This window comes from Paraburkholderia madseniana (assembly GCF_009690905.1).
Lineage (GTDB): Bacteria > Pseudomonadota > Gammaproteobacteria > Burkholderiales > Burkholderiaceae > Paraburkholderia > Paraburkholderia madseniana.
The window spans coordinates 1-22,495 of sequence record NZ_VOSW01000049.1; the positions used below are offsets into that span (position 1 = coordinate 1).

Here is a 22,495-nt window from a genome sequence, read left to right on the forward strand (position 1 = left end):
CTTGTTCATGGTGGATGGTTTGTTGTTTGCTGGTTTCCGACTTCGACAATCAGATTCTCAGCTAAAACCTCCACCGCCTTCAATCTCCCGCCTCAACTCCCCCGTACACCAGATCCGAGCATATCTCTTGCGGCGATCTGTGCGCAGAGAACTCCATCAATAGTCGAGTTTCCGGACCAGTGACCAGAGCATGGACCGAAAGTCGCAAGGAGTTCCTAACTGAAGGTAGCAGCGTCATAGCGAACGCCTCGTCTTGCCCTCGACAGCGGACAGCTAAACAATTCTACGGCTGACTGGATGGCCGTTCCCGGAAAGTCGCCGGCCACTCAGGTCGAACGGCGAATAGGACACGCGTTTTCGCTCATTTCGTAGGCGTCGCCGAAAGCGGTTCGAGCCCCGTCCTCGAAATTGCGGGCGCCGCGTCCGGTGACGACAGAAAATGGATCAGCGCCTCTGCGCCGGCCGGATTTTTCGCATTGGTGGCGATGCGCCCGGAGAACACCGTGTACCTCTGCACTTCTCCGGGCAAACTGCCGACCACCGTCACCCCCTTCACCGACAACAGTTCGACGACCTGCTGAATTCCGATCTCAGCTTCTCCATTCGCGACGGCCTCGGCGACCTGCGCGACCGGAATCATGCGGCTCTTGCTCTCCATCGGCTCCGCGATGCCGAGACGCCGGAACAGTTCGCTGCCAACATAGACGCCACTGGGGCTGTCCGGATAGACGATCGACTTTGCTGCGAGCAACGCTTGCCGCAATGCGTCGGCCGAGTTGATATCCGGCTTCGGCTTCCCCTCGCGAACCACCATGCCGATTGCCGAGCGTGCGAAGTCCACCATACTGTCAGGCAAGACCTTGTCGGCATTGATCTGATCGTCGAGTACATACCCAACCACGATCAGCACGTCGGCTCACTCGCCGCGCGCAAGCCGCACAGGGATCGCATTCGCGGCCGTACCCACTGCGGGCCCCCAAGACGGTGATTAGCTTACGGCCGGTCGCCTCCTCGAATTGCGGGCCCAGTTCGCGATAGGACGACGCGAACCCACCCGAAATCATCACCTTGACCTCACCTGCCAATGCGACCCCGCTACGCAGAACGCGAGTGCGCGAATCCACGGCTTGCGGATGGTCACGGCCCCGCCCCAATGTCGATCGGATGACCCGGTCCGGATATGCATCGAGTCCGGATGCCAGTCATCATGTTAGCCGGCATCGAGCGCGGCAGCGAGACTGCCGCAAACCGGTCAGCCTCACACTACCGCCGTCGGCGGGCGCTGTTCATCGACCCGAAGCAGCCAGTCGTCACTGTCCGGTTTGAGGTATTTCAGAATTCGAGTGACCGCAGAAAGCCATTCCTCAAAACGAGCCGTCCTGGTCGTGATAGGCTCAGCATAGGTTGAATACCCAGAAGAACAAGTCCGGCAACGGCGGATCCGTGCGGCAAGTCCGATCTCGCCCAGGTTGATCGATGTCAAACAGGATGATTGCTGGCGGTAGCGCAATCCGGGCAATACAGCAAAAACTTGCTTCCAGAGTAAAGGTGCCATAGCGCGTGATGTCCGTGTTCCTGCGGTCTCTTGCACAGCTTCCCGAATCCTGCACACGCATATGCCACACCATCCACATCTATGGCGTCGCACTGAACAGCCACCGAAAGGGATATGGCGCTGGATACCGGCAGCCTCTACGTTGCGAACCTACGAGCCCGGCTGGCTCACGAAAGACGTGTTCGCCGGCATCGTGCTGACGGCAGTACTCGTGCCTACCGGACTCAGCTTTGCGCAAGCCGCCGGGCTGCCAGGCGTCGGTGGCCTATATGCAAGCATCGCCGCCCTGATCGCATATGCCATTTTCGGCCCAAGTCGAATTCTCGTTCTCGGTCCCGACTCTGCACTGACGGTGCTGATTGCGGCTGCTGTGGTTCCTCTCGCTGGCGGCCGTCCAGAATCGGCTCTTGCACTCGCCGGAGTGCTGGCAATTATGTCGGGTATCTTCTGCGTCCTGATCGGACTGTTCAGGCTGGGCTTTGTAACAGACCTTCTTTCCAAGCCAATTCAATACGGCTATCTCAACGGGATTGCATTGACACTGTTCGCGGGCCAGTTTTCCAGATTGTTTGGATTTGCGATTCCAGGCGGTACTTTTCTGGACGATGTGGCTAGCGTAATCCATGGTGTCGCCGCCGGGAAAGTAAACTGGGTTGCCTGTGCGATTGGCTTGTCGTGTCTGGCGGCGATGGTATCGCTCAAACGGTACGCGACTGCATTGCCAGGTACCTTGATTGTCGTGGCCACGGCAACCACAGCAGTCTGGTTGCTCGAACCGGAGACCCGCGCCGGCATTGCTGTCGTAGGCCGGCTACCTGAGGGTTTGCCGATGTTTCACCTTCCCGCGGTGTCGCTGCAGGATGTACAGGCGTTGATCGGTGCGGCGGTCGCGATTGCTCTCGTGTCGTTCGCCGATATGAGCGTCTTGTCCCGAGCGTTTGCCCTGCGTGGCGCCTACACGGTCAACCGGAACCAGGAACTGGTGGCGCTTGGCGTTTCCAATATCGCGGCCGGTCTGTTGCAGGGTGTCCCCGTCTGCAGTAGTGCGTCTCGAACGCCAGTTGCCGAGGCAGCCGGTGCAAAGACACAGTTGACCTGCGTTGTGTCCGCGCTCTGCATCGCATTTCTGCTAATCGCGGCCCCGGCATTGCTAACTCACGTGCCTAACGCGGCGCTTGCCGCCGTCATTGTCTCCGCCGCATTTTCGCTCGTCGATCTTGGAAACGTGACTCGTCTTTATCGAATGCGCCGCAGTGAGTTCACGTTGTCCATGGCCTGCTTCGCAGGTGTCCTGACTGTCGGCGTCGTACAGGGCATTTTCATCGCAATCGGCTTGTCGCTGCTGTCATTCATTTGGCGCGCGTGGCACCCTTACGATGCCGTATTGGGCAAGATTGACGGAAGACCCGGGTATCACGATGTTGTGCGGCACCCTGATGCAAAGCAAGTCCCCGGTCTTCTGTTGATTCGGTGGGATGCACCACTTTTTTTTGCAAATGCGGACATATTTCGCCAGCACGTGCGACAGGCGATCGCGCAGGCATCTCAACCACCAGCCTGGTTGGTCGTCGCCTCGGAGCCGATCACCGATATCGACGTGACGGCTGCCGACATGCTCTCTGGGCTTTATCAAGAGCTTGTAGCAGCGAACATTGCTCTGTATTTTGCGGAAATGAAAGGCCCGGTGAAAGACCGACTGCGAGCCTACGGACTCTTTGAAATGTTTGACGAAACACACTTTTTCGAGACCGTGACAGATGCCGTTCGCAGCTATTCCGCGCAGCACGGCGTTGACTGTACGAGCGAGTGATTGGCCGGCTAGCTTGTGCGCAGCTCGGTTCGATCTGTAACTGGCACCGGCCTGGCATGCCATACTTCTACCGCATTCTTCGGAGCGGGCCTCGCTTGCAATCCTGACTTCGCTCAGCTCCCATTCCTCATTTCTCGAGCTGCGCACGAATTGACTGCAATTCCTTTCTGCGTTCAGCGTTCGCCTTCGGATAGGTCATTTCAAGTTCCTCAAGCGTCTCAGGAACGATCTTCGACACGATCAGCCTCGCGTTCTCCTTGTCGTCGGCTGGAACGATGTACCAGGGAGCGCGCTGGGTGCTGCTCGCATTGAGGCATTCCTCGTAGGCCTTCATGTACTGGTTCCCGTGAACTGTTCGCGGGCTCTACCTTCGTCGGCCATTTGTCGAGCTTGATCCGTCCGCCTTCCGGGACCCGAAAATCTCGCGAATTGATTTCCATGTTGATCCTCGTAGCCGCTCAATGTCGGTAGGCTTGTAGCCAGGGGAATCCGGCAAAGCAGATCTGTGCCGCAAAGCCGATCCCTCCAGCGATCGACCCGATACCCGAAACATACTGTGCCGGAGACTCACCAAACGCGAACACAGCGACACCAAGTTCTGCGACCACGAGAACGATGAAGGCCACGATCCCCATAAGGAGACGACTACGCCAATCGGGTTGCAGATTGAACCACTGCACACTCCATCGCGCAACCTTCCAACTGGCCGCAAGCATGATTGGCGTTTCCAGTACCACGGCGGCAGTTGCGCCGAGATGCGGCACCAGCACCAGGACGCGTATTGCACCGAGAGCGAATCCTATCGCGAAGACAAGGAGGGCATAGGTGGTCCCCGCTTTCACCCACGGAGCGCGTCTGTGCACGCAGAACGAAGTGGAGTTCATGGCAGTTACTGTCTGGTGGGCATCCTGGGACCTGCCGGCAAACGGATCACATAGATGCGACCCGGCAAGTCTCCTGCAACCTCGTCTTCGTTGTACGTGAAGTAGACAAGCGAGTGACGTTCGGTGTCCAGCACCCGGATTATATGGAGCGAGTCGAAAGTTGGATCTGACTCAGCAGTGAATACTTGTGCTTGTCTGGGCACACTTTCGGCAACCCGGATGTCGCCTGTCTGATGGCAGGATGCCGTCAGATCCGTCCCGCGGGAGATTCGTCCACTTCCCAGTGCGCCCTCGGAATGCGACTCTGAGACATAGCAGGTCACGCCTTTCACGAGGGGATCGTCGTAAGCCGAAATGGCGATGTGAGAACCATATCGCTGGGTATGCGTATCGATGGTCGCCAGCTCCTTGGCTACGACAACGGAAGACGAAAATATCAGCAGTGCACCCAGGATGCTCCACCGCACTGGAATCAGCTTGATCATCATCCACCTCCGGGTATCCGACAGTCAGATCTTCGGCCGCGCAACGCTGCAACAACGGATCGCTGAGTTCAGGCTATTTCACCCGGAAGTCCGCTGCTTGATGTAGGTCAACGCCTGCGTGTTCGCCTGGCGTCATTCTGAAAATGGATACGTTGTCCACGCAGGACACATGTCGGCAGCTGATTGACCATTCCTTGTCCGGACGTCAACAAACCAGGATTTCGGTCGCCCGCGTCGCCAGCAAGTTCGCATATCGAGGATTGTCATGTTCAGGAATGCCCACTTTTCGATGCTTCTACCTTTCCTCTTCTTCACCTGTGTAAGTGGTGCTGCACTCGCACAATCGCTACCGCAACCCGCTTCGCAGAACGGCATCTCCTACATAACTGGCGGTGTGGGCGAAGATGAGGTTCAGGCATTTCGCGCCGCCGCCGCAAACTACAACCTTCGCATGACGTTTGCGTCGAAGACAGGGAGTTATCTGTCCGACATCGATGTGACGATAACGTCGGGAGCCGGACGATCGGTCCTGACCATTCGCACAGAAGGACCGTTTCTCTTCGTCCGGCTACCGGCAGGGCGCTATCAGATCAGGGCACAAACGCGCCACATCATCGAAACCAGAAAGATCCAGGTGCCCGCACGTGGCGGGGCTGAATTGCGTTTCTACTGGGAAGATCCGGACCGTCGCGGAGTCGTGCACATCTGCAAGAGCTGTCCAGATATGGGCCGTCCCTGAGCGGCCTGTTCCGTGTCGCAATCCGCGTACTGATGGACACCAGAATGCAGACAAATCCCGTTGAGCGCGTCCCGGACGTAACCTCTGACAGCATCGAACCGGCACCGCCGGTCGTGCACGCCGACAGGAAGCGTGGGCTGTCGAGCGCGCGGGTGGAGGCGCAGCGTGCCAAATTCGGACGCAATGTCGTGGACTCAACGGCGCGGCGCACCTGGTTGCAGACCCTGTGGGAGGTACTCCGTGAGCCGATGTTCCTTCTGTTGCTCGCCGCGAGCGGTATCTATTTTGTGCTCGGGGATGTTTCGGAAGCGGTGACGCTCCTCGCGTTCGTGATGGGGATCGTCTTTCTCACGGTTTTTCAAAGTCACCGCACCGCGCGGGTTCTCGACTCTCTTCGCGAGCTGTCCGCGCCCCGCGCGCAGGTCCTTCGGGACGGGCAACGGCAACTGGTTTCCGCTGCCGAACTGGTGCCTGGCGACGTGATTTTCGTCGACGAAGGCGCACGCGTGCCCGCTGACGGCTCCGTGACGGAAGCTCACGAACTGAGCGTAGATGAGTCGCTACTGACAGGCGAGTCAGTTTCGGTGAACAAGTCCGTGGCACGACCCGATGCTCATCCGGAGGAAAATCCTGGCGGGCAGCTTTTTTTTGGATCAATGGTGGTGCAGGGCCAGGGGCAGATGGTCGTGACTGCGACGGGGTCGAATACGACGCTCGGTCGCATTGGCAAGTCGTTGACCGGCATCACGGAAACCCGCTCGCCGCTGCAACTGGAGACGAGAACATTCGTCAATCGCTTTGCGCTGGCTGCGATCGCACTGTGTCTGCTGCTCGTCATGGCCTATCGCTGGCGCTCCGGGGAATGGCTTCCGGGCGTGCTCGCCGGGATCACGCTGGCCATGGGGATTCTTCCCGAAGAGATTCCGGTGATACTAACCGTGTTCATGGCACTAGGGGCTCGCCGCATCGCCAACGAAGGCGTGCTGACGCGCCGCATGAGCGCCATCGAAACCCTTGGCCAGACCTCAGTGCTGTGCGTCGACAAGACGGGCACATTGACGCAAAACCGCATGTCCGTGCGAGTGCTCTTCGCGCAAGGAAAGCGGCAAGTCATTGATCAGGCCACTCAGCGTATTGATGAGGCGTATCACGAACTTATCGAATATCTGGTTCTCGCCAGCGAAATCGAACCGGTCGATCCAATGGAGCTGGCATTTCACGAAACAGGCCGGGTTGGGCTCGCTGGCACGGGACGTCTCCACGAGGACTGGTCGCTGGTTCACGAGTACGCTCTCTCGCCGGAATTGCCGGCCATGTCCCACGTATGGCACGCGCCAGAACTCGACCATCACGCAGTGGCCTGCAAGGGCGCGCCAGAAGCGGTCTGTGCTTTGTGTCACCTGGGCGAACTGGAAACGCAGACTGTTCTTGATCAGGCCGCGCAGACGGCCGCGGGTGGGCTGCGGGTGCTTGGGGTAGCCAAGGCGCGGCACTCACGTCCCGATTGGCCGGAACAGCAGCATGACTTCGAGTTCTCTTTCGTGGGGCTGGTCGGCCTGCTGGACCCGGTTCGGCCGGAGGTCGCAGGTGCCATCGCAGAATGCCAGGCAGCCGGCATCCGCGTGGTGATGATTACCGGCGACTATCCGTCGACAGCGCGGGCCATTGCGACCGAAGTCGGCATCGACGGCGCGCGGATCGTGACCGGCCAGGAAGTGGCAGCGATGGACGACGCACAGCTTCGCGATGCCATAAAGAACGTTGACGCATTCGCCCGCGTCAAACCGGAGCAGAAGCTACGGCTCGTCAACGCGTTCCGGGAGAGTGGCCAGGTGGTCGCGATGACGGGCGACGGTGTGAACGACGCGCCCGCGCTTAAGGCGGCGCACATCGGCATTGCGATGGGGCTGCGCGGCGCCGAAGTTGCGCGCGAGGTAGCCTCGCTGGTCCTGCTGCGTGACGACTTCGCGCCGATCGTGTCAGCGATCCGGCTAGGAAGGCGTATCTACGCCAATCTCGTGCAAGCGATCAGCTACACGGTTGCCGTTCACATTCCGATGATAGCCGCCAGCATGATTCCGGTTCTTGCCGGCTGGCCGCCGATGCTAGCGCCGGTCCATATCGTTTTTTTGCAACTGGTTATCGATCCAGTGTGCTCGGTCGTGTTCGAGAACGAGCCTGAGCGCGAGAACCTGATGCGTCTGCCACCACGCCGCGCCGGCGCGCGGCTGCTATCGAATCGCGCACTGGCTCAAGGGGCGGCGGCAGGCGCTGTGGCCGCCATGCTGGTGCTGGGTCTGTACGCTGGCCTGCTGTCTCATGGCTACCAACTGCCCTTCGCCCGCACACTCGCATTCGTGGCACTTGTAACCTGCAACGTCGTGTTGATCTTCGTGATCCGTGTGTTGCCGCAGTCGGGAAGCGGTGCCCATGCGCCTCAGCAGAATCACTACCTTCGGATTGTTCTGATCACAACGGGGGTAGCGCTACTGCTTTTGATGACCGTTCCTGCCCTAGCGCGACTGTTTGGACTGGTTGCGCTGCTCAGTCCTTGATGCGGGCGTATAGCACGCACAAAATTGACTTGCGGAGAGTCCTCCTGTGATGACGATGGCAGTGCTTTTCGTGGCCATTTTGCTGCTAAACCTTATTCCAGCATTCGCGCCTCCGACGTGGATAGCGATGTCGTGGATGGGTTTCAATCATCCCGAGCAGAATCCGCTGCTTCTCGCCGTCGTCGCGGCGAGCGCTGCCACGACGGGACGCCTGATTCTCGCGCAATGCTCCGGTTGGCTCGTGCGCGGACACCTGATGCGCGAAGCGGATCGGCAAAACATCGACGTGGTGAAGGTCTGGCTGGAAAAAAGGAAAGCGGTCACCGCGGGGGCACTGCTGCTGTATGCATTCAGTCCATTTCCATCGAACTACCTGTTCATTGCATACGGGCTGACCAGGTTACGCCTGTGGCTCATCGGCGTGCCTTTCTTTTTTGGGCGTCTCGCAAGCTATGCGGTCTGGACGCACCTCGCGCAGTTGACGCATTCGCACGTCGATCCGGAGACAGAGCTGGAAGGCGGGTATCTGGGCGCTTATTTCATCGCTTCCCAACTGGTGTTGTTGGGATTGGTGTTCATCTTCATGAAGCTCGACTGGGCACACCTTCTGAACGAGCATAGGTTCCGCTTCAGGCGGCAGTAAAAAGCATCTGGAAACTGGCGGACTTGAGCGCCGGACCGGACCTGCAACCATAGGCGAACCTTGGGGGGATTTCCGGGCGAACTTGTCTAACCGCGAATAGCCGGCCGGTGCACTTGTACCAGCCGGAGAGGTTTTAATCTTTGCGCTTGCGGCCGGTAAGCATCGCGCCGACCAGATTCTCCCGGTGACGCCAGCTTGCCAGCAAAACGCCACCGACATGAACTGCGACACACACCAGCACTGCGTTGGCGCATACCCCGTGGAGAGTTTCCAGCGCTTCGGAACCCCAGAATGCATTGGTCGTGAGCAACCATCCGGTCACGCCCGTCGCGGTGAGTAGCATAAGAAGGGCAATGATCATTGCCCCACCCGCGGGGTTATGCCCGAGGTACCGCCGCTCGCGGCCCGCCAGCATGGCTCTTGTGTATTCGGCAAATGCACGCAGCGTCGGTACGAAGTTGGCGAAGCGGGCGTGATAACTTCCCGCGAAGCCCCACAGGATACGAGCCGCCACCAACCCAAGAACCGCGTAGCCGAGGGCATGATGGACGGTTCCGCCGTCTTCGCTCAAAACGTATGCACCACCAAATGCACCCACAAGACCCCAATGGAACACTCGTACGAACAGGTCCCACACTAGCGTTGATCGGGAGGCGTCGCCTTCCTCTCGGCTCAGGGAACTCATTCGTTGACCTCCTCGCTGACAGGCTTGCCATCGACAGGATTGACAACCATCTCGTGATGATTACCCTTCTTGTCCAATGCATAGACCTCATAGCAGCTTCCCTCAGTCTTGACCCGCTTGACCTGGTAACCCCGCTTCTCCAGCTGGTTCGAAACTTCCTTGTCCTGCATCCATTTCGTTTTCGGTTCGGTAGTGCAGGATCCGGTCGCATGTGCGGCAAACGGCAGCGCAATCAGGGCAACTGCAGCGGCGAGGCGAACATTCATCGTTTTCACGTGGAACTCCATAGTCAGGTGGGTTGAAACAATATCGACGGTGCTATTTACAGATGCATGCTGCAACGCGAGCCTGAAGGGAATCTTAAGCAGAACACCCTCGCGCAGGCATGCGGAGCGGGATTAGACTTGACGATCGAAGCTGATGATCCGGGCGGTTACTTTGCAGCAGGCTCCGCTGCCTGCCTGTTCCTTTTGGAGTGCGACGAAATGCGCGTGTTACTGGTCGAAGATGATGATTTGATAGGAAGCGGCGTCGAAGAAGGTCTGCGCGACGCCGGAATGACGGTCGACTGGGCGCACGATGGCCGGGAGGCGATGCTGGCGCTGACCACAACAGAGTACGAACTGGTGGTGCTCGATCTCGGTCTGCCGAGACTATCTGGAACTGAGTTGCTGGATTGGCTGCGAGCCCGTCGCGACGATACGCCCGTTCTAGTCATGACCGCAAGGGACACGGTAGCGGACCGGGTAGGAGGCCTGACCGCCGGCGCCGACGATTACCTCGGCAAGCCCTTTGATCTCACTGAACTGATTGCGCGCTGCCGTGCGCTTTTGCGCCGCGCGCATGGTCGCAGCGTCGAGACGATCGAGTATCAGGATCTGAGCGTCGATCCCTCGACGTTCACGGTCACACGCAACGGTCTGCGCCAGCCATTGACTTCACGGGAATGTGCTGTGCTGATCGAGCTGCTGACCCACCAAGGTACGCCGCTCTCCCGCGCCCGCCTTGAGGAAAGTCTTTACGGCTGGCAGGAAGAGGTGGAGAGCAATGCCGTTGAGGTGCACATCTCCAATCTGCGCAAAAAGCTGGGACCTGGACTGATCAGGACGATCAGGGGCGTTGGGTACGTTGTGGAGAAGACGTCGTGACACGGTCAATCCGTCAACGCCTTATGCTACTTGTGTTGGCGAGCGTCTCGGTCGTCTGGGTCGCAGCCCTCGTTTCAAGTTACCGCCAGGCCATTCATGAAGTCGGTGAATGGGACGATGCGCGAATCGAACAGGCCGCTCGCACACTCACGCTCGTGGATACCAATGATCTCGCGGCGCTTACCGAAGATGGGTTCCATGTATCCGATGATGACGGCGACGATGACCTGTCACGCCGGCTCCTTTATGAAGTGCGCGACGCCGAAGGGCGCTTGCTTGCAGCGAGCCCCGGTTTGCCGCGTGCCGCCGCGAAGGAGCCGCCGTCGTCTCAGGCAGCGGTGGGCGCTGTAGCGAAATACGACTCGCTCAAATGGAATACCTACGTGCTCCATGACGCGGCGCGTGGCAGGAGTGTGCGGGTATTTGAACGTAGCGATAGCCGCGCCGATCTGGGCGCCGGAGTGGCGCGCCGCATCGCGAAGCCGCTTGCTTATGCGCTGCCGGTTCTCGCATTGTTGATCTGGGTGGGCATTGGCGGCAGCCTCGCGCCGCTTAAAACACTCTCGCGGGCCATCGGTGCCAGAAACGCCGGCAATCTGGACCCCATCGATATGCGTCGCACACCTGCCGAAGTGCGTCCCTTGGTCGACGCGCTCAACGTTCTGTTTTCGCGGCTGCGAGGGTCACTCGACCGTGAGCGGGCCTTCACGGCCGATGCTGCACACGAACTCAAGTCGCCACTGGCGGCGATCAAGGTTCAGGCACAGGTCGCTCTTACCACGCGGGATCCGGCAAAACAACGCCTCGCGATGCAGCGGGTCGTTGAAGGTGTCGATAGGAGCACACATCTGGCGGATCAACTTCTGTTGCTGGCGAGACTTGACGAAGGTGTACCCGCACCAGCTTTGACCGTGGAGCTGGATGCCGTTGCCCGCGAATGCATCACTGCTCACGAAGCGAATGCGTCGTCCAAAGGCATCGGGTTAGTCCTGAACGGAGATACACACGTGACGATGTTAGCGGAGCCCGCACTCGTGCGTATCCTGCTGGACAATCTGGTAGACAACGCTATCAAGTATGGCGAGACGGGAGGTAGTGTCGAGGTCGTCACCCGGAGAACGTCGGAGGCGACCCTACTGCTTGTGCGAGATAACGGCCCAGGTGTGTCGGAGCAGGACCGGTTGCGTCTGAGCGATCGCTTTTTCCGGGCTGGGGGAAGTCGTCAAAGTGGTAGTGGATTGGGTCTCTCGATCGTCGCTCGGATTGTGGTTCGCCTCGACGGACATCTAACCTATACATCGGGCATTGACGGCCGGGGGTTGGGCGTCGAGGTCCGCTTCCCGGTCACCCGTTCCCCCAGTTCGCCATAAACGCTCGCAGCATTGCACGATCCATTGGAGCAGGCTGGCATATCGCTTCATGCGCAGTGCCTCATCGACACGTTGTGTCACGAGTCTTGGGCATGAACGAGCAGCAAGGGCGTCTGCGTAATATGCGCGACACGGCCCGCGACGCTGCCCAGTAGCCATCGCGCTACTCCACGTCGGCCATGCGTGCCCATGACCAGAAGGTCAGCATTCCAGTGACTTGCCTGGCGAACGATCGCGTGGGCGATGTCGTCTCCTGTCTGCTTGGTACTGATGAGTGCGGTATCGCAGTGACAGGACGAACCCGCAAATACTTCCGCCGCTGTGGCAAGCGCCGCTTTGCCCTCTTCGATAAACGCGTCTTCAAGCACATGAATGGGTACAAAATCCGTCAGACGCACCGCGCGATCGACGACATAGACCGCCCGCATGTTGACTTCCGGCTTCGCAAACCGCATGCCGTACCTCAAAGCCTCGAACGACGGCGCGCTTCCGTCGATCGCGATCAGAACCCGTTGCGGGGGGCGCGCCAACTTTTCCTCGTGGGAAGGCGGCACGATCAGGAGCGAGCATCGGGAATGTATTGTCAGTGGCTGGGACACTGTGCCTTCGACCCAGCGCAGTAGTCCATGATGCTGACGTGCGCCGACAACCAGAAGATCGGCACGCCAGTCGTCGGCAGCATCGATCAATGCCGTGGCGATGTCGCCACCTCGCTTCGAAAGGTCGACTACATCCTCTTCGAGGAGAAAATTACAACCTGCAAAGACGTGCTTTGCCTGAACGAGGGCATCTGCAGCGTCACGCAGAAGTTCCGCGCGTGCGGCATACAGTTCCGCACTCGCCTTCGGAGGCATAGGACTAAGCGTCCGAGGATTGTCGGCAACGCTCACGAGGCGAATGTGCGCAGTAGTTGGGGCGATATTTCTGACGAATTCCAATGCCCGCAGGGATGACGGTGACAGGTCCACCGCGACCAATATACGATCGAATCCTGACGGCGCATTCTGGCTGACGTATGAGCTGCTCACGGTTCCGCCTCGATATCAAACCGGTTGTCCACAGCGACGAGATTACAGTGTGTATCGTCTTTGTCGTCGCGATTTGATCAGAATCAAACGCTCTTGTGAACGTACATCCGACATCAGGAATTTCAACGTCATCAAGCTCGAACGACTGCTTTCCGGCCGTGAATTTCAGGTCCTCAGTGACCGCTTGTGGCCGAGGGTGTGTCAAAACGCAAAAGTTGAAGGTTTTGAGGGGTCACTTTACCCTTCCCGACACGCCATCAAGCCGTTGTAGGCCCTTCTCGAAAGCCGACCTTTTGAACGAGAGGCGTGAGCCTGAGTTTTGACTCACCCTCGGCCGATCTCTGCCTGACGCGCGTGGATAACGTGTCGGCACCACTGGATTTCCTTTGTCCTCAATCCCAATTCATGCAACGACGCATCGCTCATCGCTTCTGATAGGTGCCGATTAGTTCCGCGTGCGTTAGTACGTGCCCCCGCATGGCCTTTTCAAGCGCCGCCTTGCTGGGCCCTTTCAAATCGGGCAGTACGGTGTCGAGCGCATACAGCTTGTGGAAATAACGGTGGCGTCCCACGGGAGGGCACGGGCCCCCATAAGCGGCACGCTTGAAGTCATTGATGCCTTCGAGTGTACCGCCCGGCAAAGCCTGCGCCGCAGCGCCATCGGGAAGCCGAGTTGCCGTCGGCGGGATGTTGTAGAGCACCCAATGTACCCAGGTAATTTTCGGCGCGGCCGGGTCCGGCGCGTCAGGGTCGTCGACGATCAGCGCCAGGCTTTTTGTGTTTGCGGGCACGCCGGACCACGCGAGCGGCGGCGATACATCGGCGCCCTGGCATGTATGCTGCGCGGGAATTTCGCCGTTCTGTCGGAAGGCTTGCGACGTTAGCGTCAGGGTCATGGTGCGCTCCTCGGCGGCAACGATGGATGGCTGTCCCGGTGTGAAGATCAATAAGGTGAGCGAGAGTGCCGGCAAGGAACGTGAGGCCCGTGCCCTAGCCGCTTGTTCAAGGCGCTTGAGGTGGGTGTCGGGCACGTTGAAGTCTCTCATCGTCACGCTCCGTACCCTGTTCATCACGGCGGCCGGTGATTGGTGCGCGCCCTGCGCGAGTCGCGGCGGAAATCGAAGCGCGGCTCATCGTCACATAAGTGCCGCCTGAGCAAAGATGGCTGTGGTCGATAAGTATCGCGCACGGGTCGCGGAAGTGCGACAAGCAGGAGAACTACTGCCGAAGATTGTGAGTTCCGACATATCGCACGAACCCCCGCTGGAATGCGGGGCCTTTCAATTTGCGATGCGGCATCAATGTTTGTGCCGGTGCAGCCAACCCATATGGTGCGAATCAAGCCACTGGGCCATCCCCTCTGCGGGGTGATCGCGCCTGTAACGTTGTGCCACCATGAACCCGGCGACCAACAAGACCGCCAAGCCGACAACGAAGTAGATCATAGACTGGGTCACGGCAGCCTCCTTATTAGGTCGCGACCATGCTTATATTGTAGGTCAGCGGTTACCGAAGTGGCGTGCGGTCCGAGTGCACGATTTCACCGCTCGCATCAATATGCGAGCTTGCGCCGACGCGGAGCGTTGGCGTCCCAAGTCGACCCTAACGGCACAGTTGGCATTTCTGAAAGCGGACCTGGCCGGCACGCAGAACTCGCGTTACAGGGCGTACTGCAAAGCCAGGTCGAAACCGATGACGACCAGCGAACAGCCGAGACCCGCAAGGAGATTCGCGACCCGGTGTTCGAAATCGTGATCCCGGCTCATCCACGCCCCAATCAGGAAAATGCCTTCAAAGACGACCTGGAGCGCAACGAACACAAGCATCAGCAGAAACTCGTAACCCATGAACCTGAAGTTCGCGAAATTCATCCCGTAATCGAAGATCCACCTGCCCACCCTATGCACCTCATACGCCAGCAGCAGGATCGGAAAGAGGTAACTGGCAACATAGGTCGGCACGCTTGCGTGCCGCAGTTCCAGGTGAAAGTGACGAGCGGCTTGCATATCCCCTCCCGCGTCGGCGTTTGGTGCTCACAAAAACTCTTTGTTCAATGACGCGGCCACGAATCCCGCTGATCCGCACTTGCATCACGTGACCGGCCACCCATCGCAACGCGCAACCGGACTGCTAACTTTCCGCCTCCGGGATCGTTCTGACGATCATCGAGAATAGTTTGCCGAGATCGTCTTCAAGTTTTGCCCCCTCGAACGGATCATGATTTGCGCCAAAGGCGGCGTCGACTTCAGCCCAGTCTTCTTCTGTTAGCAGACGTCTGGCGGCCGGCAAAATCACCGTCTCTTCCATACACCGGTGGTCTGCATAAAACTCGGCATACGTATCCACCAGGGCCCGCAGCTCCCGAAGTGCGGGAGCGCCCTTCAATTCATACCGGGTCAGCGCGTGCTCGATATCCCTCAATCTCACGTCACCTCGAGCGTGCTGTGACTCCAGCTCCGTAAGGACGTGGTCAAATTCATCCGTCCGATCGCGCAGCGGCATGAACAGATAGCGATCCTCTTTAGGATGGTGCACCTGCTGGGGGTACTCGCGGATGTAATAAAGCATCGCCCGAAGCACCATGAGGCCCGGAGCCGGCGTACCTGCTGCCAGCAGGCCCACAAAGCGCCGCATGCCCTCTACCACGGTCGACATCTGCTCGTGTTCATGAAGGATGACGGTTATGGCGGAACGCGGTTCCAGAGACTGCATATCAAACTCCGCAGCAGTACATGAAAAGCATTGGCGAATCGATTTGCTGCTTCACACCAGTGGCATGGGCAGGATGCTGCGCCAATACTTTAATGCTAGTCATCCTCCGCTGGACATCAAAGCGAGCTAACACCACAGCTTTGATGGAGATCAACGGCTGTGCGGACATGGTGGACCATGGGGCCAGCACCCGTCGACCGCATAAATTGGCAACCGCTTATCTGGATTGCAGAAAGGCCGCAACCGCCTTCGCCTGGTCGGCGCTCAACGTATGCGCGACGGCGGTCATCACGGGCGCGTTGCCGCGGGTACCGTTCTGGAAGACTTCGATCTGACGCAGCAGATACTCCTGATGCTGCCCTGCGAGGCGCGGGAAAGTACCGGCCCCCTGGGCCTGCGCACCGTGGCATGAAGCGCAGGCCGGTACGCCCTTGTCCGGCACGCCGTGTTCGAAGATCTCCTGCCCCTTGGCCATCAAGGTGGGGTCACCCGCCGCCCCCCGGGTTGCGGCCTGATGCGAATAATAATCGGCCAGCGATTTGACGGCTGCCTCGTCCAGGAGTGCGGCCATACCCCACATGTAATCGCGGGCAGCAGTTTCGCCGCGCGCGTGATCGTGGAATCCCTTGAGCTGGGCTTCGATGTATTCAGGTGTCTGGGCGTTGAGCTTCGGAAACATCGGTGATTCGCTGCGCCCGTGTACGCCGTGGCAGCCAGCGCAAATCTGCCCGGCAATGCGGGCACCATCCTCGGCTTGTGTGAGGACTGGTATCAAGGCGATGCCAGCGGCGGCAAATAGCGCGACCGCAGACATCCGGGGAGCAAATATCTTTTTCATGGACGTTCTCGTCAGGCTGAGCGGATTGAAGATATCAGTGGCTGGGCCATCTGCTCAGCATATGAGCTATCCAGGCACGGCGCGCAGAGAAAGTTGATGGCAGGCGTGCGGTTTCACACATACGAAACGGCGCGGGTACTGTTCCCCATCAAACTGGAGGGCAACGAGGGGTGGGGCGGCGGCACCAGTCATGCGCTAAAGCTTCACATTCTGTCCGCACAGATGGCGGTCGAGTTCGCTGGCGACCCCAGACTGACATGCAGCCTGATTGCCGAACTAAAGTCTGAATTTGAACCCGACCCAACGGCTACGAGGGCCGCCTCGACGTTGTTACACGGGCAGGTAAGCAGCTACATATGAGACACTGCTCACACCTCGATCACGAGATGGCGATGCACGGAGCCCTTGATGTTGCCGAGGATGAACTTGCGGACTGGCCAGATCAGGTAATTGAATCTTGGATGCCAAAAGTGACCGCTTTGCGGCTCTCGCGCGAATATCTCCGCATGGCCGAACACGGTCCGATGGAACTGCTGCGGAATGTTGCGGCGTAGGATAGGTTGCGTCGGGCAGAAGACGGTCCTCTCCGGTCATACGCGACTTCGCCAGCAAGACGAACGCTGCCATGGGACCGCCGCTATCCGTGCTGTCATGTCGGCTGCCTTGTACTCGGCCGAAGTGCGTGTGGCACGCAAGTCACGCCCCAGCCGTCTGGTCCAGCAGGATCTCCGCGCACAGATGCCGCAGTGGCTTGACCTGTGTCAGTTCTTCTCGGGTTGCAACCAGTAGTATTTCAATTGCACTGATCGCGCTGGACGCTGTCGACCGCGCCACAAGGAATGCATTTGCGCTTTGGTCCAGACGGTCTATCGTGTACTTGATCCATTTCAATGGAGCACGCCATGGCCGACTCACTTGCCGTATGGCACACCGAGCACATTAATTTCGCCCGGCTACTCGACATTCTTGAAGAACAGGTAGCTGCGCTCCACCGGGGCGAGAGTCCGAATTACGCTCTCATGGGCGATATCCTTTACTACATGCGGAATTTCTCCGATCGTGTTCATCATCCACGGGAGGATGTTGCGTACGCGCGGCTTGCTGAACTGGATCCCGGGACTCAAATCGTGGTGAACCGCCTTTTGCAGGAGCATCGCGTGATTGCCACGGCCGGCGATGAACTCCTGATTCGCATCAATGAAGCCGCGGGAGATGTTGTAATCCCTCGCGCCGCTCTGGAGGCGGCCACGGCCACGTATCTTGTGTACTATCGTCACCACCTTTCCACTGAGGAGCGAGACGTGATGCCTCGCGCTGCGCAGGTGCTGACAGAACAGGACTGGGCTGCAGTCGATGCGGCGGTACCGGCTAGCCCAGATCCGCTTTTCGGAGACAATGTACTGGAGCGCTTCGAGGCGCTTCGCAGGCAGATCGCTCTGGACGCGCAGGTGTCAAAGGACTTCGGCCAGCCACCGGACACTCATTGATTGGCCCCGGCTACAGGGTGCTGTTCACGCGCATGAGCGATGCAACAGCATCGGGCCCACCCCGTCCGTGGAATAATGTTCTGGCGCAGGCCGCCGACTTACTTACTTGGAAGAGAGTACCAGCTCCGCTGTCAGGGCGTAACCGACGCTCGAATGTCCGCAAGCGGGTTTGGGTGAACGACCGGAGCTGGCCGAACTCCCCCCGACGCAGACAACTGCGAAAAATTTTCGGAAGCCGCTCGATGTACCTGGCCGATTCAGTGGGACGTGCCGGTCGGGCGTCCCAGCGACACTCACGAATAACCCTGTTTTTCGGTCGTACTGCGCCCCAAACCCGAATATGCCGCGTCGCCCAGTTCTCTCCACTGCTGAACGGGACAATCTGCTGTCGTTTCCGGACAGCGAGGATGACCTCATCCGCAACTACACCTTCAGCGAAGCGGATCTGCCGCTGATCTGCCAGCGCCGGGGTGCACCGAACCGTCTGGGGTTCGCCACTCAGTTCTGCTACATGCGCGTTCCCGGCATCATGCTGGCCGTGGGTGATGCTCCTCCACCCGCCCTGCTGGCGTTTGTCGCCCGCCAGTTAGGCGTTGCGCCGATGCACTGGGAACACAGATGGACAGCGCGACCAGACGCGCCTTGAGCACCTGCTTGAACTGCAGGCACTGCTCCGGATGCGGCCGTTCACCGTCGCGGACGACCGGGCCGCGGTGGGGGCGCTTATTGAACTGGCCACCCAGACGGACAAGAGCATCGTACTCGCCCGCGCGCTGATCGAGTATCTGTGTCGCCATTCCGCGCTGTTACCTGCCGTGAACGTCATTGACCGCCTCTGCGCCGAGGCGGTCACACGGGCCACCCGCAACTGCCGAGCCTGTTCGGAATTTGCGATGACGGCGTCTTTTTGGATGCGCAGACTGGGACGGCCATCGCACTTCGCACGCCGCAGGCGTTGCGCGACACCTGCGATCATCCAACAGTGCGCGCATTCATGGGAGCGGGGACGACTATGACCCCGCGCGGGGAGCCTTTTTCGCTGGTCGCGCGGAAAAATCTGTATCAGCGAGTACGCGCCGCATTCGACGGCGAGTAACATGCTGCTGCGATGTTGCCTGCGGCGCTCTCGTCGTTCGATCCGTGGATGGCCTGTCAGTACGCAGTCAATACCGCACAGCAATCCATTTTGTATTGGAAAACACCACGCGAGCGCGGTCCGGTTCCTCGAAAGCGTTCGTGGCGTCGTCATATCAAGAACTTTCTCTCCTCATCGACCATGCTGGGCGCCGGCAGCAGATCGGAGCGGGCAAATTGCACCAGCGCAAACGCCCGCATGGCACCCGCTGTTTCCGGCACGCTCGCGAGCCTCAATTCGATCGTTGTGCCCTCGCGCGCGTGCCCGTTTTCCACGATCACGTTCATGCGATCGAGCCGCAGGTCCCTCTTGAGTACATGCAGGTGTTCCGCGGGCGAATTGAGCACATCAGCAATGGTCCCCAGCCGGCGGTCGATCGCCTCGGTCGCGAGTCCCAGACGTGCCAGCTCCGCGTCGTTTTCTTCCATCTGCGCCTGCAGGCGCGCCAGCTCCACGAGACCGGACAACGGCTGCGCGCCCAATACGGCGCTCATCCCGCTGCCCTGTCGCTGCAGCAGCGCGAGGCGCGTCTTGAGCAGCGCGCGCTCCTTCTCCAGTTCGTCGCGGCGCAACGCTTCCGCACCGATTCGCTCGAGGCCCGCCAGCACGAGCTGATCCATCACATGGCGCACGATTTCCTCCCGAAGCGCCGGCTCCGTGCTGGCGCACACCCGTGCGCGATGATCGCTGAAATTCACGGTGGTTCGCTGCACGTCGGTGCGCGCGGCCGAGCCATGTTGCTGGACGCCGATTGTCCGCCGCTCGGTCATCGCCATGCCGAGCACGGCAAAGGCCTCGTTTGCCAGGGGGTTGGCGGCGAAGTGCGCACGCAGTTCGGTCGAATGACTCAACGCGCGCGGCACGTCTTCCGGGGTGGCGAAAAAGATCTGGATGTACGGGTCCGTCGTCCAGGCGGATGCGCTCGCCTCGCGAGCCGGCGGCATGTCGTCCACCAATGCCCCGACATAGTCGAGCGAGGCCCTGACCGCGGGCGCGAGGCGTTCCTGATAGCGCTCCGCCAGCCGCAACTGCGGACTCAGTCTTGCAATGCGCTCGATGGCGTCACTCACCTGCTCGGAACCCGGGGCGCTCTTTTCCGATATGCCCTCGCGATGAAACAGCCTATCCAGAATGCTCATGCTCGCCTCCTTGAGGCTCAATCTTGCCTTTCCGGCAGGATCTGCGCACTGATCGTGTGGTCCTTCCAGAACATGTTGTGAATCCTCGAACGAAGCAGGTTCAGCGCCTCAGACGAGAGGTCGCTGAACCTGAGCAGCGCGATGGGTTGTCCGCTTCCCGCGGGCACGCGCTCGATCGAATCGAACGGAGGGAATCCGTATCTCTGCAGGAACTCGTTGATTTCCTCGTCAGGCACGTTTTCTTCGACATTACCCAGTAAAAGTTGAGCCATGGTGTTTCCTTTCCGAAGCCATGTCAGGCCATGATGTTGACGCCGCCGTCGACATACAGCGTTTCGCCCGAAACCCGCCGCGCGTAGGGGGTGGCGAGAAACGCGCAGGTGTAGCCGACGTCCATGATGTCGACCAGCTCGCCGAGCGGCGCGCGCTCGGCCGCCTCGTTGAGCAGCAGGTCGAAGTTCTTGAGGCCGGAAGCCGCCCGCGTCTTGAGCGGACCCGGCGAAATCGCATGCACGCGAATGCCCTTCGGCCCAAGCTCGTAAGCGAGATAGCGCGCACAGGCTTCGAGCGCGGCCTTTACCGGCCCCATCACGCTATAGTTCGGCACGACCTTGTTGGCGCCGTAGTAGCTCATCGTGAGCAATGTGCCGCCTTTGTCCATGAGCGGCGCGGCAAGCGCCGCCATGCGCACGAACGAATGACACGAAATGTCCATCGCGCGCGCAAAGCCCTCGCCGGAGCAATGCAACAGCCCGCCTTGCAGATCGTCTTTCGGCGCCCATGCGATGGAGTGCAGCAGGATGTCGAGACGTCCCCAGCGCTGCCGGATCTGCCCGAATACCGCTTCCAGCTGCGCCGCGTCGCCGACGTCGAGCGGCAGGAACAGCTCTGCTTCAAGCTCGCTCGCCAACGGCTCGACATAAGGCCTGGTCTTTTCCGTCGCGTAGGTGATGGCCAGATCCGCACCAAGCTCGCGAAACGCTTTCGCGCAACCGTATGCGATCGAGTGTTCGTTGGCAATGCCGGTGATCAGCGCTTTCATGCCCGCAAGTACCGGACGTGATCGATCAGTGCCTTCGGGCGACATGGCATTTCTCCTTCATTCGAGGACCGCGCGCGTATGGCGCGCGATCATCAGCTCTTCATTGGTCGGGATAACCCACGCCGCTATCCGGCTCGACGCGGTGGTGATGAGGGGACCGCCCTTGGCGTTCGCTTCGGCGTCGAGCTCCGCGCCGAGCCACGCCGCGTGCCGCACCACGCCCTCGCGGATCGCCGCCGCATGCTCGCCGATTCCCGCCGTGAAAACGAGCGCGTCGATGCCCTCCATGGCCGCGACAAGCGAGCCGAGTTCGCGCGCTATGCGGTAGATATAGAGCTCAATGGCGAAACGGGCGTGAGGATCGTCGCTCGCGAGCAGCGCGCGCATGTCGCTCGATACGCCAGACACGCCGAGCAGCCCCGATTGGCGATAGATCAGATCCTCGACGGCACGCGCGTCCATGCCGAGTTCTTCCATCAGGTAGAGCATCACGCCCGGGTCCAGGTTGCCGCAGCGCGTGCCCATGGGCAATCCGTCCACGGCCGTGAAGCCCATCGTGCTCCCTACGCTCTTGCCCGCGACGAGCGCACACATGCTCGCGCCATTGCCAAGGTGCGCGACGACAGTGCGTCCGCTGGCCGCTTTCGTATCGATGTCAGGCAGCACGCTCGCGATGTACTCGTAGGACAGCCCATGAAAGCCGTAGCGGCGCAGGCCCCGGCTGGTGATCGACGCAGGCAGCGCGAACGCCTGGGCCACCTCGGGTTGCGTGCGATGGAAAGCCGTGTCGAAGCACGCCACCTGCGGCACGTCCGGTTGCAGCTCTTCGAGGATGCGTATGGGCGTCAGGTTGTGCGGCTGATGCAGCGGCGCGAGCGGCGTGAGCTTCGCCAGCTCGTCCGCTACCGCGGGCGTGACTCGCACCGGACCGCTGAAGCGCTGCCCGCCGTGCACGACGCGATGGCCGACCGCGACAAGCTCGTGTCCTTCGCGGTGCTCGCTCAGGAACGCACCGATTTGCTCAATGCCTTCGCGATGATCCAGCTCGCCGCCGTCGCTCCATTCCCTCGCATGGTGCTCGCCGTGACCGTCGACGGCTTCGAACCGCGCGCTTGCCGTGTACAGGCCGTCGACCTGCCCATGCACGACCAGTTCGAGCACATCGCCCTGCTCTTCGAATGCGGAAAACTTGATGCTCGACGAGCCGGCATTCAATACCAGAATCACGTCTGCCATGGCA

24 protein-coding genes and 1 pseudogene are annotated in these 22,495 nt (G+C 60.0%); 9 read left to right on the forward strand and 16 right to left on the reverse strand.

Translation table 11 applies throughout. The features are described 5' to 3' along the window. Window positions 1–361: 361 nt before the first annotated feature. A complete protein-coding gene (locus FSO04_RS24515) occupies window positions 362–910 on the reverse strand; it encodes a molybdate ABC transporter substrate-binding protein (RefSeq protein WP_233464966.1) in 549 nt (182 codons plus the stop codon). Window positions 911–1,258: 348 nt separating this feature from the next. After that, window positions 1,259–1,555, reverse strand: coding sequence for a hypothetical protein (locus FSO04_RS24520; protein ID WP_154563329.1), 297 nt, complete (start codon window positions 1,553–1,555; stop codon window positions 1,259–1,261). 61 nt (window positions 1,556–1,616) lie between these two features. Here FSO04_RS24520 and FSO04_RS24525 point away from each other — a divergent pair, with 61 nt between their 5' ends. Further along, window positions 1,617–3,365: a SulP family inorganic anion transporter gene (locus FSO04_RS24525; RefSeq protein ID WP_154563331.1), complete on the forward strand. Its 1,749-nt coding sequence runs from the start codon at window positions 1,617–1,619 to the stop codon at window positions 3,363–3,365. A gap of 127 nt (window positions 3,366–3,492) precedes the next feature. On the opposite strand, the gene FSO04_RS24530 is transcribed toward FSO04_RS24525, so the two are convergent. The 3 genes from FSO04_RS24530 to FSO04_RS24540 form a co-directional block, all read right to left on the reverse strand. Continuing rightward, window positions 3,493–3,699: a polyphosphate kinase 2 family protein gene (locus tag FSO04_RS24530; protein ID WP_233464967.1), complete on the reverse strand. Its 207-nt coding sequence runs from the start codon at window positions 3,697–3,699 to the stop codon at window positions 3,493–3,495. A 124-nt stretch (window positions 3,700–3,823) separates the two neighbouring features. After that, window positions 3,824–4,249 (reverse strand): hypothetical protein, encoded by a 426-nt coding sequence (locus tag FSO04_RS24535; RefSeq protein ID WP_154563333.1) that lies wholly within the window; start codon window positions 4,247–4,249, stop codon window positions 3,824–3,826. 5 nt (window positions 4,250–4,254) lie between these two features. Then, a complete protein-coding gene (locus tag FSO04_RS24540; protein ID WP_154563417.1) occupies window positions 4,255–4,734 on the reverse strand; it encodes a CreA family protein in 480 nt (159 codons plus the stop codon). A gap of 265 nt (window positions 4,735–4,999) precedes the next feature. On the opposite strand from FSO04_RS24540, the gene FSO04_RS24545 reads away from it, so the two are divergent. From FSO04_RS24545 to FSO04_RS24555, 3 genes are read left to right on the forward strand one after another with little or no spacing between them, the layout of a single operon-like run. After that, a complete protein-coding gene (locus FSO04_RS24545; RefSeq protein WP_154563335.1) occupies window positions 5,000–5,473 on the forward strand; it encodes a carboxypeptidase regulatory-like domain-containing protein in 474 nt (157 codons plus the stop codon). A gap of 44 nt (window positions 5,474–5,517) precedes the next feature. Continuing rightward, window positions 5,518–8,028, forward strand: coding sequence for a cation-translocating P-type ATPase (locus FSO04_RS24550; protein WP_154563337.1), 2,511 nt, complete (start codon window positions 5,518–5,520; stop codon window positions 8,026–8,028). Between the two features lie 46 nt (window positions 8,029–8,074). Then, window positions 8,075–8,671, forward strand: coding sequence for a hypothetical protein (locus FSO04_RS24555; RefSeq protein ID WP_168435816.1), 597 nt, complete (start codon window positions 8,075–8,077; stop codon window positions 8,669–8,671). Window positions 8,672–8,804: 133 nt separating this feature from the next. Here the strand turns inward: FSO04_RS24555 and FSO04_RS24560 are convergent, their stop codons facing one another. Beyond that, window positions 8,805–9,356 carry a cytochrome b/b6 domain-containing protein gene (locus FSO04_RS24560; RefSeq protein WP_154563339.1) on the reverse strand — a complete coding sequence of 184 codons (552 nt, stop codon included), beginning with the start codon at window positions 9,354–9,356 and terminating at the stop codon, window positions 8,805–8,807. After that, window positions 9,353–9,622 (reverse strand): PepSY domain-containing protein, encoded by a 270-nt coding sequence (locus FSO04_RS24565; RefSeq protein ID WP_233464972.1) that lies wholly within the window; start codon window positions 9,620–9,622, stop codon window positions 9,353–9,355. The genes FSO04_RS24560 and FSO04_RS24565 overlap by 4 nt, the downstream gene beginning before the upstream one ends. A 219-nt stretch (window positions 9,623–9,841) precedes the next feature. On the opposite strand from FSO04_RS24565, the gene FSO04_RS24570 reads away from it, so the two are divergent. Further along, on the forward strand, window positions 9,842–10,504 hold the full coding sequence (locus tag FSO04_RS24570) for a response regulator (protein ID WP_154563423.1): 663 nt from the start codon (window positions 9,842–9,844) through the stop codon (window positions 10,502–10,504). Beyond that, a complete protein-coding gene (locus tag FSO04_RS24575; protein ID WP_168435818.1) occupies window positions 10,501–11,874 on the forward strand; it encodes an ATP-binding protein in 1,374 nt (457 codons plus the stop codon). Before FSO04_RS24570 ends, FSO04_RS24575 begins: the two co-directional genes overlap by 4 nt. Window positions 11,875–11,951: 77 nt before the next feature. Here the strand turns inward: FSO04_RS24575 and FSO04_RS24580 are convergent, their stop codons facing one another. The 5 genes from FSO04_RS24580 to FSO04_RS24605 all read right to left on the reverse strand — a co-directional run bounded on the left by FSO04_RS24580 (window position 11,952) and on the right by FSO04_RS24605 (window position 16,452). After that, on the reverse strand, window positions 11,952–12,902 hold the full coding sequence (locus FSO04_RS24580) for a universal stress protein (RefSeq protein ID WP_168435819.1): 951 nt from the start codon (window positions 12,900–12,902) through the stop codon (window positions 11,952–11,954). Between the two features lie 422 nt (window positions 12,903–13,324). Beyond that, complete coding sequence (locus FSO04_RS24585; protein WP_154563429.1) at window positions 13,325–13,798, reverse strand: YbhB/YbcL family Raf kinase inhibitor-like protein; 474 nt, start codon at window positions 13,796–13,798, stop codon at window positions 13,325–13,327. 762 nt (window positions 13,799–14,560) lie between these two features. Continuing rightward, window positions 14,561–14,908 (reverse strand): hypothetical protein, encoded by a 348-nt coding sequence (locus FSO04_RS24595; protein WP_097389460.1) that lies wholly within the window; start codon window positions 14,906–14,908, stop codon window positions 14,561–14,563. A gap of 124 nt (window positions 14,909–15,032) precedes the next feature. After that, complete coding sequence (locus FSO04_RS24600) at window positions 15,033–15,614, reverse strand: hemerythrin domain-containing protein (protein ID WP_154563343.1); 582 nt, start codon at window positions 15,612–15,614, stop codon at window positions 15,033–15,035. 217 nt (window positions 15,615–15,831) lie between these two features. Next, window positions 15,832–16,452, reverse strand: a complete 621-nt coding sequence (locus FSO04_RS24605) for a c-type cytochrome (protein ID WP_154563345.1) — start codon at window positions 16,450–16,452, stop codon at window positions 15,832–15,834. A 386-nt stretch (window positions 16,453–16,838) separates the two neighbouring features. On the opposite strand from FSO04_RS24605, the gene FSO04_RS24610 reads away from it, so the two are divergent. The 3 genes and pseudogenes from FSO04_RS24610 to FSO04_RS48770 form a co-directional block, all read left to right on the forward strand. Then, window positions 16,839–17,006 carry a hypothetical protein gene (locus tag FSO04_RS24610; RefSeq protein WP_199203062.1) on the forward strand — a complete coding sequence of 56 codons (168 nt, stop codon included), beginning with the start codon at window positions 16,839–16,841 and terminating at the stop codon, window positions 17,004–17,006. A 348-nt stretch (window positions 17,007–17,354) separates the two neighbouring features. Then, complete coding sequence (locus FSO04_RS24615) at window positions 17,355–17,939, forward strand: hemerythrin domain-containing protein (protein WP_154563349.1); 585 nt, start codon at window positions 17,355–17,357, stop codon at window positions 17,937–17,939. Window positions 17,940–18,279: 340 nt separating this feature from the next. Then, window positions 18,280–18,805: pseudogene (locus tag FSO04_RS48770) on the forward strand (DUF4158 domain-containing protein); the annotation flags it as partial. A gap of 379 nt (window positions 18,806–19,184) precedes the next feature. Here the strand turns inward: FSO04_RS48770 and FSO04_RS24630 are convergent. From FSO04_RS24630 to FSO04_RS24645, 4 genes are read right to left on the reverse strand one after another with little or no spacing between them, the layout of a single operon-like run. Continuing rightward, window positions 19,185–20,213 (reverse strand): hypothetical protein, encoded by a 1,029-nt coding sequence (locus tag FSO04_RS24630; RefSeq protein WP_154563351.1) that lies wholly within the window; start codon window positions 20,211–20,213, stop codon window positions 19,185–19,187. A 17-nt stretch (window positions 20,214–20,230) separates the two neighbouring features. After that, window positions 20,231–20,485, reverse strand: coding sequence for an RNA-binding protein (locus FSO04_RS24635; RefSeq protein WP_154563353.1), 255 nt, complete (start codon window positions 20,483–20,485; stop codon window positions 20,231–20,233). A gap of 23 nt (window positions 20,486–20,508) precedes the next feature. Beyond that, on the reverse strand, window positions 20,509–21,300 hold the full coding sequence (fabI, locus tag FSO04_RS24640) for an enoyl-ACP reductase FabI (RefSeq protein WP_154563355.1): 792 nt from the start codon (window positions 21,298–21,300) through the stop codon (window positions 20,509–20,511). Between the two features lie 12 nt (window positions 21,301–21,312). Further along, complete coding sequence (locus FSO04_RS24645; RefSeq protein ID WP_154563357.1) at window positions 21,313–22,491, reverse strand: acetate/propionate family kinase; 1,179 nt, start codon at window positions 22,489–22,491, stop codon at window positions 21,313–21,315. Window positions 22,492–22,495: the final 4 nt, after the last annotated feature.

Coding starts and splice junctions, on each gene's coding strand:
- FSO04_RS24610 (WP_199203062.1), top strand. CDS start 16,839: ATGGCGATGCACGGAGCCCTTGATGTTGCCGAGGATGAACTTGCGGAC.
- FSO04_RS24545 (WP_154563335.1), top strand. CDS start 5,000: ATGTTCAGGAATGCCCACTTTTCGATGCTTCTACCTTTCCTCTTCTTC.
- FSO04_RS24645 (WP_154563357.1), bottom strand. CDS start 22,491: ATGGCAGACGTGATTCTGGTATTGAATGCCGGCTCGTCGAGCATCAAG.
- FSO04_RS24560 (WP_154563339.1), bottom strand. CDS start 9,356: ATGAGTTCCCTGAGCCGAGAGGAAGGCGACGCCTCCCGATCAACGCTA.
- FSO04_RS24595 (WP_097389460.1), bottom strand. CDS start 14,908: ATGCAAGCCGCTCGTCACTTTCACCTGGAACTGCGGCACGCAAGCGTG.
- FSO04_RS24600 (WP_154563343.1), bottom strand. CDS start 15,614: ATGCAGTCTCTGGAACCGCGTTCCGCCATAACCGTCATCCTTCATGAA.
- FSO04_RS24585 (WP_154563429.1), bottom strand. CDS start 13,798: ATGACCCTGACGCTAACGTCGCAAGCCTTCCGACAGAACGGCGAAATT.
- FSO04_RS24605 (WP_154563345.1), bottom strand. CDS start 16,452: ATGAAAAAGATATTTGCTCCCCGGATGTCTGCGGTCGCGCTATTTGCC.
- FSO04_RS24535 (WP_154563333.1), bottom strand. CDS start 4,249: ATGAACTCCACTTCGTTCTGCGTGCACAGACGCGCTCCGTGGGTGAAA.
- fabI (WP_154563355.1), bottom strand. CDS start 21,300: ATGTCGCCCGAAGGCACTGATCGATCACGTCCGGTACTTGCGGGCATG.
- FSO04_RS24540 (WP_154563417.1), bottom strand. CDS start 4,734: ATGATCAAGCTGATTCCAGTGCGGTGGAGCATCCTGGGTGCACTGCTG.
- FSO04_RS24530 (WP_233464967.1), bottom strand. CDS start 3,699: ATGAAGGCCTACGAGGAATGCCTCAATGCGAGCAGCACCCAGCGCGCT.
- FSO04_RS24635 (WP_154563353.1), bottom strand. CDS start 20,485: ATGGCTCAACTTTTACTGGGTAATGTCGAAGAAAACGTGCCTGACGAG.
- FSO04_RS24520 (WP_154563329.1), bottom strand. CDS start 1,555: ATGGCACCTTTACTCTGGAAGCAAGTTTTTGCTGTATTGCCCGGATTG.
- FSO04_RS24525 (WP_154563331.1), top strand. CDS start 1,617: ATGCCACACCATCCACATCTATGGCGTCGCACTGAACAGCCACCGAAA.
- FSO04_RS24615 (WP_154563349.1), top strand. CDS start 17,355: ATGGCCGACTCACTTGCCGTATGGCACACCGAGCACATTAATTTCGCC.
- FSO04_RS24570 (WP_154563423.1), top strand. CDS start 9,842: ATGCGCGTGTTACTGGTCGAAGATGATGATTTGATAGGAAGCGGCGTC.
- FSO04_RS24565 (WP_233464972.1), bottom strand. CDS start 9,622: ATGAATGTTCGCCTCGCCGCTGCAGTTGCCCTGATTGCGCTGCCGTTT.
- FSO04_RS24550 (WP_154563337.1), top strand. CDS start 5,518: ATGCAGACAAATCCCGTTGAGCGCGTCCCGGACGTAACCTCTGACAGC.
- FSO04_RS24630 (WP_154563351.1), bottom strand. CDS start 20,213: ATGAGCATTCTGGATAGGCTGTTTCATCGCGAGGGCATATCGGAAAAG.